10 protein-coding genes are annotated in these 14,501 nt (G+C 76.7%); 6 read left to right on the top strand and 4 right to left on the bottom strand.

The features are described from left to right. The first annotated feature begins 5 nt into the window (after positions 1-5). Entirely contained in the window at positions 6-719 is a 714-nt protein-coding gene (locus ACA514_RS04885) for a hypothetical protein (protein ID WP_375039764.1), read from the top strand. Here the strand turns inward: ACA514_RS04885 and ACA514_RS04880 are convergent. From ACA514_RS04880 to ACA514_RS04865, 4 genes are read right to left on the bottom strand one after another with little or no spacing between them, the layout of a single operon-like run. Next, a complete protein-coding gene (locus ACA514_RS04880; protein WP_375039763.1) occupies positions 625-2,811 on the bottom strand; it encodes a DUF3488 and transglutaminase-like domain-containing protein in 2,187 nt (728 codons plus the stop codon). The two genes, ACA514_RS04885 and ACA514_RS04880, sit on opposite strands and share 95 nt — an antisense overlap. After that, positions 2,808-3,938 carry a DUF58 domain-containing protein gene (locus ACA514_RS04875; protein WP_375039762.1) on the bottom strand — a complete coding sequence of 377 codons (1,131 nt, stop codon included), beginning with the start codon at positions 3,936-3,938 and terminating at the stop codon, positions 2,808-2,810. Before ACA514_RS04875 ends, ACA514_RS04880 begins: the two co-directional genes overlap by 4 nt. A 1-nt stretch (position 3,939) precedes the next feature. After that, the gene (locus tag ACA514_RS04870) at positions 3,940-4,923 is read right to left on the bottom strand and encodes an AAA family ATPase (protein WP_375039761.1); all 984 of its coding nucleotides are present in this window, start codon (positions 4,921-4,923) and stop codon (positions 3,940-3,942) included. Continuing rightward, a complete protein-coding gene (locus ACA514_RS04865; protein WP_375039760.1) occupies positions 4,923-7,085 on the bottom strand; it encodes a hypothetical protein in 2,163 nt (720 codons plus the stop codon). The genes ACA514_RS04870 and ACA514_RS04865 overlap by 1 nt, the downstream gene beginning before the upstream one ends. A gap of 360 nt (positions 7,086-7,445) precedes the next feature. On the opposite strand from ACA514_RS04865, the gene ACA514_RS04860 reads away from it, so the two are divergent. The 5 genes from ACA514_RS04860 (at position 7,446) to ACA514_RS04840 (ending at position 14,487) form a co-directional block, all read left to right on the top strand. Continuing rightward, a complete protein-coding gene (locus ACA514_RS04860) occupies positions 7,446-8,189 on the top strand; it encodes a M50 family metallopeptidase (RefSeq protein WP_375039759.1) in 744 nt (247 codons plus the stop codon). Positions 8,190-8,250: 61 nt separating this feature from the next. Further along, entirely contained in the window at positions 8,251-9,549 is a 1,299-nt protein-coding gene (locus ACA514_RS04855) for an SWIM zinc finger family protein (protein ID WP_375039758.1), read from the top strand. Then, a complete protein-coding gene (locus ACA514_RS04850) occupies positions 9,546-11,126 on the top strand; it encodes a DUF5691 domain-containing protein (RefSeq protein ID WP_375039757.1) in 1,581 nt (526 codons plus the stop codon). Before ACA514_RS04855 ends, ACA514_RS04850 begins: the two co-directional genes overlap by 4 nt. Positions 11,127-11,149: 23 nt before the next feature. Further along, positions 11,150-12,232, top strand: a complete 1,083-nt coding sequence (locus tag ACA514_RS04845) for an AAA family ATPase (RefSeq protein ID WP_375039842.1) — start codon at positions 11,150-11,152, stop codon at positions 12,230-12,232. After that, the gene (locus ACA514_RS04840; RefSeq protein WP_375039756.1) at positions 12,193-14,487 is read left to right on the top strand and encodes a DUF5682 family protein; all 2,295 of its coding nucleotides are present in this window, start codon (positions 12,193-12,195) and stop codon (positions 14,485-14,487) included. Before ACA514_RS04845 ends, ACA514_RS04840 begins: the two co-directional genes overlap by 40 nt. Positions 14,488-14,501 lie beyond the last annotated feature (14 nt).

Here is a 14,501-nt window from a genome sequence, read left to right as displayed (position 1 = left end):
TCGACATGCCGGGCACGAGCATCACCCTGGACCAGGCCGCCGACCTCACCCGCACCGGCGACGTGTGGCTGTTCCGCGGCCGCACGGTCGCCGACCGCGCCATCCAGATGACGACCAACAGCCCGGTGAACCACGTCGGCATGTCCCTGGTCATCGACGATCTGCCGCCGCTGATGTGGCACGCCGAGCTCGGCCGTTCGCTGCCGGACCTGTGGGCGGGCGGCCACCGGCGCGGCGCGCAGCTGCACGACCTGCGCGCCGCGGTGCTGACCTGGGGCGACCGGTACGGGCAGCGGGCCTGGCTGCGGCAGCTGGACCCGCCGCCGTCGCGGGCGATGGAGGACGCGGCGCTGCGCGCGGTGGCCCGGCTGGACGGCACGCCGTTCCCGTCCACGTCGCGGCTGGCGTCCCGGTGGCTGCGCGGCCGGGTCCCGATCCGCCGCCCGGCCGACCGGGACCCGGACCTGGAGACGGCGTTCTGCGCGGAGATCGTCGCGGTGACGTACCAGGCGATGGGGCTGCTCCCGAAGGGCCGCCGCCCGAACTGGTTCGATCCGGGACGGTTCTGGAGCGGCGACGACCTCGCCCTGGAGTCGGGCGCGGTGCTCGGCGGCGAGATCGCCGTCAGCCTCCCCGCCGCGCGCCCGCGCGGCGGCCGCGGAGCGAGCGGGGGTGGAGGCGGCGGCGCAGCCGGCGCAGCCGGCCCGCCCTCGCGGTGACGAGGCGTCCGAGCCGATCGGTGTGGTGCCAGGCCTCCTCGGCGGCGCGCGGGTCCGGCCGCGCCGGGGCGAAGCGGCTGCGGTCGACCAGCTCGGCGAGCGGCCCGAGGTGGCCGCGGGCGTCCTCGCCGACGGCGGACGCCCCGAACCGGGCGACCTCGTGCGCGGTCAGCGTGCGGGCGGTGGCCAGGCCGACGTCCGCGAGGTGGTCGAGCGCCTGGTGCCAGGCGCCGGTGATGCGGTCGCCGGGTTCGCCCGTCCGGCGGCGCCGCCTGCGCAGCGCGGGCGCCAGTAGGACGGCGAGCAGGTAGGCCAGGACCAGGGCGGCGACGGCGAGCGACGCGAACACCCACCACGGCGCGGGCGCGTCATGGGCGGCGGCGGGCTTCGGCGGCGTCTTCCGCGGGGTCTTGCCGGCCCCGGAGCCGCGCGTCTGCGAGGCGGCGTTCTTCTGCGCCTGCTCGAGCTTCTTCTCCGTCTCGCCCGCCGCGACCGAGTCGTTGCTCTTGGAGCGGCGCGCGCTGTCGGGCAGCGGGTTGAACCGGACCCAGCCGAGCCCGGCGAACTTCACCTCCGGCCACACCATCACGTCCCCGGACCGGTACTGGACGGTGTCGCCGGAGCGGTTCCCTCCGTCGAAGCCGACGACGACGCGGGACGGCAGCCCGAGCGTGCGGGCGAGCAGCGCGTAGGCGGTGCCGAAGTGCTCGGGCGTGCCGCGCCGGCCCTCGCCGAGGAAGTAGTCGAGCTGCCGGTAGCCGTGCCCGGGCGGCGCGGTCACGTCGTACCTGGCGTACCGCTTGAGGTACTCGGCGAGCATCGCCGCCTTCTGGATCGGGGACGCCGCGCCCTGCGTCGCGGCCTGCGCGAACCCGCGGAACTCGGCGAGCTGGACGGGCGGCCTCGTCGCGCCCGGCCCCCACGGCAGCCGCCGGTCGGCCCGGGCCTCGGCGTCGTCGGCGACGCCCGCGCCGGCCAGGTCGTCCGCCGACCACTCGGGGACCTCGGAGGAGACCGTGTAGGCCTGCCCCGGCCGCAGCGGTTTCGCGGCGGCGAGCGCGCCGCCGGCCGGGTCGACGACGACGCCGAGGCCGTCCACCTCGCGGGGGCGGTCCGGCGCGGGCACGTACACGCCCGGCAGCGCGCCGATCGTGACGCGCTGCGCTACCCCGTGCTTCTTGCGCGGCTTCGGCCCTTCGGGCACCCGGCTCCCCGTCGGGACGAACCGGGCGGTGGACGTCCAGGTCACGCCGTCGAAGGCGTCGAGGACGGCGAGCCGCTCGATCTCGGTCCGCTTCGACCGCACGGTGAACATGACCTGGTCGGGGGTGAGCAGCCAGCCGCCGACGCGGTCGAGCGGGCTGACGCTGTCGCGCTGCTGCGGCGGCGGCGCCTGCACCTGCTCGCGCGGGTCGTACGGGTCGGCGCTGACCGGCACGACGGGGCCGAGCGCCAGCGCGAGCGCGCCGAGGACGGCGGCGGCGGGCAGCCCGGCCAGCAGCGGCCGCCAGGCCGGGCCGGAGGCGGGCCCGTCCGCGCGGACGAGGACCAGCACCGCGACCAGCACGACGGTGGCGGCGGCGAGCGGCAGGTTAGAACCGGGGCCGTCCACGCCGAGCAGCAGCGCCGCCGCCCACACGCCGAGCGGCGGGACGGCCGGCAGCGCGCGCAGCGGCGTCCGCAGCGCGATCTCGGCGGACGCGAACGCCGCCAGCCACACCAGCGCGTGGACCAGGACGAGGTACTCGGGCTTCGCCGGGGCGGGCAGCAGCGTGGTGAGGATCGACTTCCACGAGCCGAGCACCCCCTCCCGCAGCGTCTGCGGGAACGTCCCGTCGCCCAGCGCCGGCCGCAGCACGGTCACCGCCGCCGTGCCCGCCCACGCGACCACGGTCAGCACCAGCGACGTCCACAGCGGCCACGGGCGCCCGCCCTTGCGCGGCCCTGACAGCAGGCCCGCGAGCACCGTCGGAACGACCGCGGCGACCACCGCGACCGGCAGCACCGGCCCGAGCCCGAACACCCGCTGGAACGCCAGCCCCGCGACGGCGCACAGGCACGCCGTCACGGCGAGCGAGGCGTACCGGGTCACCGGGCGCTCCCGATCCGCCGCCACGCCTCCGCGAGGCCGTCCAGGTCACCGACGTCGACCACGTGCACGCCGGCCGGCGCCGGCGCGGGCCGCTCCGGCCGCACCCGCAGCACCACGACCCGGTCGAACCGGCTCCGCACCGACGCGACCCGGCCCAGGTCGCCGCCGTCCCGCGTGATCACGACCAGCGAACCGCCCGCGGGGACGCGGCGCGCCGCGTCCACCGCCGACCGCGGGCCCGGCTCGGTCGCGACGGCGGTGAGCCGGTCCAGCAGCGCCTCGGCGTCGCCCGGCCCGCCGCGCGTGTCCGCCACCGGCCCCGCCCCGGTCAGCACCCGCACCGGGAAGGTCGCCGACGCGGCGCCCGCCGCCACCGACGCCGCCGCGTCCACCGCCAGCTCGAAGTCGTCGGGCTCCGGCCACGCCTCCGGCCGCGCGTCCAGCACCACCGTCGTCACCGGGAGGCTCGCGTCCACGAGCTGCCGGACCATCAGCGTCCCCGTCCGCGCCGACGACTTCCAGTGGACGTGCCGCAGCTCGTCGCCGATCACGTACTCGCGCAGCGCGTGGAACGTCGCCGTCCCCGCCGGGGACCGGTCGCTGGTCGGCCCCTCCAGATGGTGCGCGCGGCCCGACGGCAGCGGGGCGAGCGGCACCGTCCGCGGCCGCACCAGCAGCGTGCGCGGCGTCCCGTACTCGCGCACCCGGCGCGCCAGCCGCAGCGGGTCCGCCCGGACCAGCCGCAGCGGCCCCACCGGAATCTCTCCGCGCCGCCCGGTCGGCAGCCGGTAGGTCACGCTGCGGGTCCCGCCCGCGCGGAGCCTCGGGACGTCCACCGCCACGTCCGCCGGGCCCGCCGCGTCCCGCGCGCTGAGCCCGCGGACGGCGCGGCCCTCGTTCGTCACGTGCAGGACGCCCACCGCCGGATCGCCGCGCGCGACCCTCACCGGCGCGATGTCCCGGCGGACCGTCAGCTTCGGGCCCGGCAGCGTCCACAGCACCGCCGCCGCCACCGCCGCGAGCCCCGCGACCGCCAGCATCGCCGGCTCCGGGTAGCCGAGCCACCAGCCCGCCGCGTACAGCACCGCCGACGCGGCCGCCGTCCCCCATCCGAGCGGCGTCAGCACCTCAGACCCCTGCGGCCTGCGGTGTCGGCACGTTCGCCAGGGCCTCCCCGACCACGTCGGGGCCGGTGCGCCCGCGCAGCTCCGCCTCCGGCGCCACGATCAGCCGGTGCGCGATCACCGGCGCCGCCAGGACCTTCACGTCCTCCGGGACGATGTAGGACCGGCCGGCCGCCGCCGCCCGCACCCGCGCCGCGCGCAGCAGCGCCACGCTCGCCCGCGGGCTCGCGCCGAGCCGCAGGTCAGGGTGGTCGCGGGTCGCCGCCACCACCCGGACCACGTAGTCGTACAGCGGCGGCGCGACGTGCAGCCGCTGCGCGAAGTCGATCATGCGGGCGAGGTCCTCGCGGCCCAGCACCGGCGGCAGCCGGTCCAGCATCGCGCCGGTCGGCGCGCCCGCCAGCAGCGCCACCTCCGCCTCATGGTCGGGGTACCCCATCGAGATGCGCATCAGGAACCGGTCGAGCTGCGCCTCCGGCAGCGGGTACGTGCCGTCCATGTCGACCGGGTTCTGCGTCGCGATCACCATGAACGGGCGCGGCACCGGATGCGGCGTCCCCTCCACGGTCACCCGGCGCTCCTCCATGACCTCCAGCAGCGCCGACTGCGTCTTCGGCGACCCCCGGTTGATCTCGTCGGCGACCGCCAGGTTCACGAAGATCGGCCCGGCGTGGAACTCGAACCCGTTCGTCCCCTGGTTGTAGATCGACACCCCGGTGATGTCGCTCGGCAGCAGGTCGGGGGTGAACTGGATGCGCGCCCACTGCGCCTCCACCGACGCCGACAGCGCCCGCGCGAGGGTCGTCTTGCCGACGCCCGGCACGTCCTCGACGAGCAGGTGCCCCTCCGCCAGCAGGCAGACCAGCGCCAGCTCCACCTTCTCCCGCTTGCCGCGGACGACCCGCTCGATGTTCTGCACCAGCGCCGCGAACATCTGCGAGAACCGCCCCGCGAGCGCCTCGGGATCCGCTGCGGCGTTCTCGGTCATCAGGTGCACCCCCAGACGGTCGGCGAGGAGAAGGCCCCGGCATCGGAATTCGGCGTCGTCACATAGAGGTCGCTGACCCAGCGCTCCCGCCCGCCGTAGTTGATCTTGTCCCAGATGCCGCTCTTGAGGCTGGGGTCGTTGAGGTCGGTGACCGAATCACTCTGAACCTGGCAGATGACGGTCACCGACCCTGTGAATCCCTGGGGGAACTTGCCGTCGTCCGGCGCGTTCAAGCCTGCTGCCGTATGCAGGGTCGTGGTCGTGTTGTCGTTGTGGTGGCCGTTGTAGACGTTGGTGTGCTGAGCCGGGTCGAGGGTGACCGATGTGCTCACCGGCGTCGAGTCGCCCGCTCCGTTGTGCGAGGTCACAGTGATCGTGATCGGCGTGGTTCCGTTGGTGAGGCCCGTGACGGTCTTCGATGTGCCCGTCGTCGTGGTGGTCCCGGACGGGGAACCGATCACGTAGGTGACGTCGTAGCCGGCGGCCTTGGCCCAGGTCAGCTGGGCGCCGTGGTTGACGCCGGCCGCCTTGAGCGCGGTGGGCGGGCCGGGGGCGGTGCAGGCGGTGGCGCCGACCACGCCGGACGGGCTGTACGCCGTGCCGCCGTTCTTGCCCTTGTACTCGGCCGCCACCTTGAAGCGGTGCGTGGTGCCGTCGCATTCGAGGCCGCCGACCGTGAACGTGCCGCTCTGCGCGCTCCCCGGGAACTGCGCGGGCGTCGCGCCCTTGACGGGCCGGTCGTCGGCGCCCAGCAGGACGAAGCGGCCGACCGGGTAGACGCCCTGCGGCTGGACGGCGGGCGTGAACCGCACCTTGATCGAGCCGTTGTCGCCGGACGCGATGGGCGTCGGCGGGTCGGGCGCGGTCGGGTCCTGCTTCGCGGGCGGCCGCGGGGGCCGCCCGGACGGCGGGAGGGGGTCGCCGCCGCCGTGGCCGGGGCCGCCGCCGTTCCGGTTGCCGTTGCCGTCGCCGGGGCCGGCGCGGACGGGGAGGGGGCGGCGGGCGCCGCCCGGCACGTGGTCGGCGTACTTCTGGACGTGCTTGATCGCGCCGTTCGGGTCGAGGGCGAGCGCGGTGGAGCCCTCGGGGTCGTTGACCCAGAGCATGTGGTCGCGGGTGATGACCTCGATCGTGCCGCCGGGCCGGGACGCGGTGATCGGCGCCTCCCAGGCGCCCCGGTCGGTGTTGAACACCAGCAGCCGCCCGGCCGTCCGGTCGGGCAGGTAGACGCGGGGCCCGAGGACGTGCGGCGCCTCGAACGCGTGGTGCGGGACGCGCAGCGCGACGGACTCGACCCGTCCGGCGCCGGCGTCGAGCAGGTACAGCGAGCCGCCCGCGCCGAGGATCGGGACGATCTGGCCGTCGGCGACCGGCGGGACCCGGACCCCGTCGGGGGCCTTCGAGACCTGTGCGGGCAGGGTGACGCGCTGGACGCCCTCGGGCCGCACGACGAGCGCCGCGGCGGAGGTGCTGTCGACGATGACGGGCGTCCCGGCGGCGATCGTGAGGGCGAGCCGGTCGCCGGCGCGCCCGGCGGTCACGGGCGTCGCCGGCCGGCCGTTGCGGACCGGGACGACCTGCCCGTTCTGCGGGACCGGCACCCACAGGCCCCCCGCGCCGTCGATGCCGGCCTGGCCGAGCGGCGCGGTGAGCGTGGCGGACGGTCCGATCGGCGCGAGGCTCACCGGGTCGATCCGCTGGACGAGGCCCTTGACGGAGTCGATGGTGTAGGCGGTGCCGGAGCCGGCGAGGACCTGCAGGCCGGCGCCGCCCGCCGCCCGGCTCGTGGTGATCTTCAGCTGGGACGGGTCGATCCGGCTGACCACGCCGGTGTCGGTGTCGACGAGCAGCACCGTCGCGCCGTCCTGGACGACCTTGATGTGGTGGCCGCGCATCTGCGGGACGACGGCCGCCTTGCCGTCGACCTTGCCGGCCAGCCCGTTGGCGTGCACGACCAGGCCCTTGGCGCTCGCGTTCAACCAGGCGCCGACGTCGGCGAGCCGGTACTTGGCGCTCGCCGTCCCGACCCCGTAGACGAGCGCGCTCACGCAGAGCACGCCGGCGAGGCCGATCGCCAGCTGGCCGGTGAACCGGTCGCGCCGGAAATGCCTGAGAAACCCGCGCGGGCCCGCGTCCCGCGCGGGGGATCGATCCCCGCTCAATCCCCGTCACCTCTCGTCGCACCGGGGCCACCCGCTCCGGAACTCGCGGTGGCACCTTGCGGCCGGCGCCGTCCCCGCCGCGCCGCCGACGGCGCCGGCGGGCGGGGGCCCTGCGCCGGAAGAGCCTGGGAACCTCGGCGCGATGGGCACCCTAACGACTGTGCGGGTCACACCGTAAGGGGATTCGTCACATCCGACCTGGCGAATCGCGATATCGCCGGGGTTACCCGCGAGTAGCCGCGGCGCGGGGCGGGCGGCGGCCCGCAACCGCCGTGTTCGGTGCGTACCTAACCGAACGCGAACGTTATCCGCGACGTCCTAATGTTGGGCATCTCCCCGACGACGACCCCCGAGGTGGACGTGGAACACGCAAGCATCGCCGACCTGTGGAACCGGGTGACGGGAACGCAGCCGGACCCCCCGTGGTGGCTGGTCGTCCTCGTCGGCGCCGTCGCCCTCGCCGCGGTGCTGCACGGGCCCACCTGGCGGGTCGCCCGCAACACGGTGACGATCGCGCACGAGGGCGGGCACGCGCTGGTCGCGCTGGTCACCGGCCGCAAGCTGGACGGCATCAAGCTGCACTCCGACACCTCGGGCGTCACGGTCTCGCGCGGCAAGCCGCACGGCCCCGGCATGATCTTCACCGCGATGGCCGGCTACGTGACGCCGCCGCTGCTCGGCCTGTTCTTCGCGCTGCTGCTGGCCGGCGGCCGCATCACGCTGATGCTCTGGTTCACCCTCGCGCTGCTCGCCGCGATGCTGGTGATGATCCGCAACGCCTACGGCGCGCTGTCGGTGGTCGCCACCGGCGCGGTCGTCTTCCTGGTGTCGTGGTTCGGCGGCGCCGAGGTGCAGGCCGGGTTCGCCTACCTGGCCGCCTGGTTCCTGCTGCTCGCCGCGACCCGCCCGGTGGTCGAGCTGCAGCGGATGCGCACCCGGCACATGGCGCCGAGCTCCGACGCCGACCAGCTCGCCCACCTCACCGGCGTGCCCGGCCTGGCCTGGGTCAGCCTGTTCGGCGCCACCGCGCTCGTCGCCCTCCTCGCCGGCGGCGCGCTCCTGTTCCCGGACGTCTCCGTCCACCTGCCCGCACTCGGCCGGTGACCCGGCCGCCGCGCAGGAACGTCACGCGGGGATTGTCGGACCAGGCGGATAGTTTCGTGGTGTGAGCGGTCGATGGGATCGGGGGCGGGTCGCCGGGCTGGCGCCGGACGCGGCGTCCGCGAAGGCGGCCGAGGGCATCGCCTGGCCGGCCCGGTGGGGCGGGACGGGCTGCGACGACGAGGCGGTCTGGGGCGAGTGCCAGGGCAGCGGCGCGAGCGTCTACCGGGCGTGCGCCGACCTGGCCGGGCCGGCGTTCCGCTGCTCGTGCCCGAGCCGCAAGATCCCGTGCAAGCACGTCCTCGGCCTGCTGCTCCTCTGGTCGGACGGGACGGTCGCGTCCGGCGCGCGTCCCGGCTGGGCCGCCGAGTGGGTCGGGCAGCGCCGCGAGCGGGCCGGAAGGGCGCAGGAGCGCACGGCGGCGCCGGCCGCGAAGGCGCGCGACCCGAAGACGGTCGAGCGGCGCGAGCGCCGGGTCGAGGACGGCCTCGCCGAGCTCGACCAGTGGCTGCGCGACCAGGTGGCGCACGGGCTCGCGCAGGCGGAGAAGGCGCCCTACGGGCTGTGGGACGACGCCGCGCGGCGGCTCGTCGACGCGCAGGCCGGCGCGCTGTCGGGGCAGGTCAGGGCGCTCGCCGCGATCCCCCGGCAGCCGGGCTGGCCCGACCGGCTGCTGGAGGAGTACGCGCTGCTGCGGCTGCTCGTCCGGGCCTACGGGCGGCGTGCCGCGCTGCCCGCCGGGCTGCGCGACACCGTCCGCTCCCGGGTCGGGTTCACCGTCCCGCAGGACGAGGTGGTGCGCGACGGCGAGCGCGTCCGCGACCGCTGGTGCGCGACCGGGTCGCGCGACACCGCGCAGGACCAGCTCACCACGCGCCGGGTGTGGCTGCGGGGCCGGGAGACGGGGCGGCCCGCGCTGGTGCTGTCGTTCGCCGCGCCCGGCGCGCCGCTCGACGCGTCGCTGGTCGTGGGCACCGAGGTGGACGCGGAGCTGGCCTTCTACCCGGGCGCCCAGCCGCTGCGGGCGCTGGTCGCCGAACGCCACGGCCCCGCCGTCGCGGCGGCGCCCGCCGGGACGTCCGTCGCCGGGTTCCTGGACGAGCACGCCGCCGCGCTGGCGAACGACCCCTGGCTGGAACGCTGGCCCGCGACACTGGAAGGCGTGCGTCTCGCGCGCACGCAGGGGAACGGGCTGCACGTGGTCGACGAGGCGGGCGATTCGCTGCCGTTGCGGATGGCGGACCCGTGGCGGCTGCTGGCGGTGTCCGGCGGCGGGCCCGTCACGTTCGCCGGGGAATGGACGCCCGAGGGGCTGCGGCCCCTGGCCGTCTGGCAGGCCGACGAGGGAGGCGTGCTGCTGTGAGCGGCTGGAACGAGCACGTCACCGCCGCGCTCCTCGGCACCGAGCGCCGTGACCCGCCCGTCCTGCCCGAGGCGCCCGGCGGCCGGGACGGCGACAAGGCGGGCCGGCTGCTCGACCAGGCGGCGGTGCTGACCGTCGCGCGGCGGGCGGGCCGCCTGCCCGGGCACGGCGCCCCCGAACTGATCGCCCCGGCGCCCGCCGAGGACGCGCCGGTCGTCCCGCCGGCGGCGGCCGCCCGGCTCGGGCTGATCCTGCGCGGCGAGCACGTCCAGGTGCTGCCGGAGTGGCTGGACGCGGCGGCGGCGCGCGGGCTGCGGGTGCCGCCGCGGCTGCTGCCCGAACTGCTCGAGCGGGGCCGCGGTGACCGGATGCTGCGCCCGTCGATCACCCGGGCCGCCGGGCGGCGCGGCGTCTGGCTGGCCCTGCGCAACACCGACTGGGCCTACCTGGTCGGCGCGGGCGACGATCCGGGCGGCGCCGAGGTGTGGCGGACCGGCACCCGCAACCAGCGGGCCGCGTACCTGACCGGGCTGCGCCGCACCGGCCCCGCCGCCGCCCGCGAGGCGCTGCGGGAGACCTGGGCGCAGGAGCCGGCGCCCGACCGCGCCGCGTTCCTGGCGACGTTCCGGGCGGGGCTGTCGCCCGGTGACGAGGAGTTCCTGGAGGCGGCGCTGGAGGACCGCGGCAAGGACGTCCGGCAGCTCGCCGCCGACCTGCTCGCGCGGCTGCCCGGCTCGGCGTACGGGCGGCGGATGGCCGAGCGCGCCCGCGCCTGCCTCACCCCGCGGGTCCGCACCGTGCGGGGCCGCGAGCAGACATGGATCATGGTGGAGCCGCCCAAGGCGCACGACGAGGAGATGGCGCGCGACGGCGTCCCGTTCCATCCCAGCGGATCGTTCGCGCCCGGAGGCGGCGGCGGCCCGGTGGGCACGCGGGCGGCGTGGCTGCGCGAGATCCTCGCCCGCACCCCGCTCGGCACCTGGACGGACCTGTTCGGGCTGCCGCCGATGGAGATCGTGTGCCTGCCCATCGGGACGGCCGCCGGGGAGCCGTCCCCGCACCACGACGCGGGCGACGCGCGCGACGTGCACATCGGGTGGGCGCGGGCCGCGCTGAAGCAGCACGACACGGCGTGGGCGCGGGCGCTGCTGAAGGGCGGCGTCATGGTGGACGAGCCGGGCGCGCTCGCCGACCTGCTGGCCGTCCTGCCGGCCGGCGAGCGCGACGCCGCCGCGGCCGGCCTGATCCGCTGGGTGGAGGGCCGGTCCGACATGCTGCTCGTCCTGGAGCGGGTGCCCGGGCCCTGGGCCGGCGACCTCGCCGCCGCCGTGGTCGCCACGCTCGCCGCGTCCGCCGGGCGGAGCGGCGCGCCCGGCGGGCGCCGCGACGAGCACGCCCTCACCCAGCTGTGCCGGCTCGCCGAGCAGCGGCTCGACCCGTCCGCCGCGTCCCGGCTGGAGGAGCTCACCGCGCGGCGCCCGCCCGACGAGCCGGAACGGCCCGTCCCGCGCGCCGTGACCGCCCTGATCGCCACCCTGCGCTTCCGCGAAGAGATGCTGAAGGAGCTCGCCCAGTGACCGAACCCGTGACCGGAGACCCCGTGCCCGCCGGGGTGCTGCGCCCGCACGCCGAGCAGGAGTACGCCGGCGAGCTGGCGCGGCTGGCCGAGCACGACGACCGGCCCCGGCCGCCGGGCTGGCGGCTGTCGCCGTGGGCCGTCACCACCTACCTGCTCGGCGGCGAGCTGCCCGGCGGCACGGTGATCACGCCGAAGTACGTGGGCCGGCGGCGGCTGGTGGAGGTCGCGGTGGCGACGCTCGCGACCGACCGGGCGCTGCTGCTGCTCGGCGTGCCCGGCACCGCGAAGACGTGGGTGGCGGAGCATCTCGCCGCGGCGATCAGCGGCGACTCGACGCTGCTGGTGCAGGGCACGGCCGGGACGGCGGAGGAGGCGATCCGCTACGGCTGGAACTACGCGCGGCTGCTGGCGGAGGGCCCGTCGGAGAAGGCGCTGGTGGAGAGCCCGCTGATGCGGGCGATGCGGCGCGGGTCGGTGGCGCGGATCGAGGAGCTGACCCGCATGCCGTCCGACGTGCAGGACGCTCTGATCACGGTGCTGTCGGAGAAGACGCTGCCGGTCCCCGAGCTGAGCACCGAGGTGCAGGCGCGCAAGGGGTTCACGGTCATCGCGACCGCGAACGACCGCGACCGGGGCGTGAACGAGCTGTCCAGCGCGCTGCGCCGGCGGTTCAACACGGTGGTGCTGCCGCTGCCCGACACCGCCGAGGAGGAGGTCGACATCGTCGCGCGGCGGGTGGACCGGATCGGCGCGTCGCTGGAGCTGCCGCAGGCGCCGGCCGGGCTGGAGGAGATCCGCCGGGTCGTCACCGTGTTCCGGGAGCTGCGCTCGGGGTTGACCGCCGACGGCCGCACCAAGCTGAAGTCGCCGAGCGGGACGCTGAGCACCGCCGAGGCCATCTCGGTGATCACCAGCGGGCTGGCGCTCGCGGCGCACTTCGGCGACGGGGTGCTGCGCGCGGCGGACGTGGCGGGCGGCATCGTCGGGGCCGTCGTCCAAGACCCGGTGTCGGACCGGGTGGTGTGGCAGGAGTACCTGGAGGCCGTCGTGCGGGACCGGCCGGAATGGCGGGACTTCTACCGCGCCTGCCGGGAGGTGTCTTGACGGCCGGACGGGTCGAGGTCTTCGGGATCCGCCATCACGGGCCGGGTTCCGCGCGGGCGCTGCGCGGCGCGCTGGAGGAGTTCGGTCCGGACGCGGTGCTGATCGAGGGCCCGCCGGAGGCCGACGCGATCGTGGAGCTGGCCGGCGACGCCGGCATGGTGCCGCCGGTCGCGCTGCTGGCCTACTCCCCCGCCGGGCCGTCCGGTGGCGCTGCGGACAAGGGCGATCGCAAGGCCGCGTTCTGGCCGTTCGCGGAGTTCAGTCCGGAGTGGCAGGCGATCCGGTACGGGCTGGCGGCGGGCGCGGCCGTCCGGTTCTGCGACCTTCCCGCCGCGAACCAGCTCGTCCCGGCGGAGCGGGACGAGGACGAGCGGCCGGCACGGGACGACGGCGAGCGGCCGGAGGAGGACGTGCGGCTCGATCCGCTCGGGACGCTGGCGAAGGCCGCCGGTTACGACGACGCCGAACGCTGGTGGGACGACGTCGTCGAGCACCGCCACGAGGGCCCGTCGCCGTTCCCGGCGATCGCCGAGGCGATGGCGGAGCTGCGCGACGCCGTGGAGCCCTCGCGCGCCGACCCGCGCGAGGAGCAGCGCGAGGCGCACATGCGCCGGACGGTGCGCCGCACCGTCAAGGAGGGGTTCGAGCGGGTCGCGGTCGTCTGCGGCGCCTGGCACGTCCCGGCCCTGCGCGCGAAGGTCCCCGCGACGCACGACGACCGGACGCTGCGCGGGCTGCCGAAGACGAGGATCGCGATGACGTGGGTGCCGTGGACGCACGGGCGGCTGGCGGGCCGCTCCGGCTACGGCGCGGGCGTCCGCTCCCCCGGCTGGTACCACCACCTGTTCGCGGCGCCGGACCGGCCGATCGAGCGGTGGCTCACCGCGGCCGCGCGGGTGCTGCGCGAGGAGGACCTGCACGTCTCGTCCGCGCACGTGATCGAGGCCGTCCGGCTGGCGGAGACGCTCGCCGCGCTGCGCGGCCGCCCGCTGGCCGGGCTGGACGAGGTCACCGAGGCGACCCGCGCGGTGCTGTGCGAGGGCGCCGAGCTGCCCGTCGAGCTGATCCGCAAGCGGATGGTGGTCGGGGAGCGGCTCGGCGCCGTCCCAGACCGGACGCCGATGGTGCCGCTCCAGCGCGACCTGCAGGCCGAACAGCGGCGGCTGCGGCTCAAACCGTCCGCGCTCGACAAGGAGCAGGACCTCGACCTGCGCAAACCCACCGACCTGGAGCGCAGCCGGCTGCTGCACCGGCTCCGGCTGCTGGACGTCGACTGGGGAGTCCCCGCCGAGAGCCGGTCCAAGGGCACGTTCCGGGAGACGTGGACGCTGGCGTGGCGGCCCGAGTTCGACGTCGAGCTGATCGAGGCGAGCGCGTGGGGCACGACCGTGCGGGACGCGGCCACGGCCCGCGCCGAGGCGATGGCGGCGCAGGCCGGGGCGCTGCCGGAGCTGACCTCGGTCGCGGAGCGCTGCCTGCTCGCCGACCTCGGCGACGCGCTGCCCACCGTGATGCGGGCCCTCGCCGACCGGGCCGCGCTCGACACCGACGTCGCGCACCTGATGGCGGCGCTGCCCGCGCTCGTCCGGGCGCTGCGCTACGGGGACGTCCGCGGCACCGCGACCGGGCCGCTGCGCACCGTCGTGGACGGGCTGGTCGTCCGGGTCTGCGTCGGCCTGCCGCCCGCCGTGTCGGGGCTGGACGACGACGCCGCCCGCGACTTCCTCGGCCACGTCGACGCCGTCCACGGCGCCCTCGCCCTGCTCGCCGACGACGGCCACCTGGACCGCTGGCGCGCCGCGCTGGAGAACCTGATCGCCCGGCCGGAGACCCTGCACGGCCTGCTCGAAGGCCGCGTCACCCGGCTCCTGCTCGACGCCGGCCGCCTCCACGACGTCCCCGCCCGGATGGCCCGCGCCGTGTCGGTGGGCGCCGCGCCCGCCCGCGCCGCCGCGTGGGTCGAGGGGTTCCTGTCCGGCGGCGGGCTCGTCCTCGTGCACGACGAGGAGCTGCTCCGGCTGGTCGACGGCTGGGTGTCGGGGCTGCCCGGCGACGCGTTCACCGGCGTCCTGCCGCTGCTGCGCCGCACCTTCGGCGCGTACGCCGCCGCCGAGCGGCGCGCGATCGGCGAGCGGGTCCGCCGCGCCGGCGCGGATGCGCCGCCGCCGCGCCCCGCCGGCGGCGACGTGGACGACAAGCGCGCGGCCCCCGCGGTCGCCACCGCCCTGCGCGTCCTCGGCTGGGAGGCCCCGTGAACGACGAGACCGCG

This window comes from Actinomadura sp. NTSP31 (genome assembly GCF_041951385.1).
Taxonomy (GTDB): Bacteria; Actinomycetota; Actinomycetes; order Streptosporangiales; family Streptosporangiaceae; genus Spirillospora; species Spirillospora napierensis.
This window is presented reverse-complemented; position numbering and strand designations above follow the sequence as displayed.

Excerpts from the sequence above, each read along its gene's own strand:
- ACA514_RS04840 (WP_375039756.1), top strand. The coding sequence starts at position 12,193 with ATGGCGGGACTTCTACCGCGCCTGCCGGGAGGTGTCTTGACGGCCGGA.
- ACA514_RS04885 (WP_375039764.1), top strand. The coding sequence starts at position 6 with ATGCCGGGCACGAGCATCACCCTGGACCAGGCCGCCGACCTCACCCGC.
- ACA514_RS04870 (WP_375039761.1), bottom strand. The coding sequence starts at position 4,923 with ATGACCGAGAACGCCGCAGCGGATCCCGAGGCGCTCGCGGGGCGGTTC.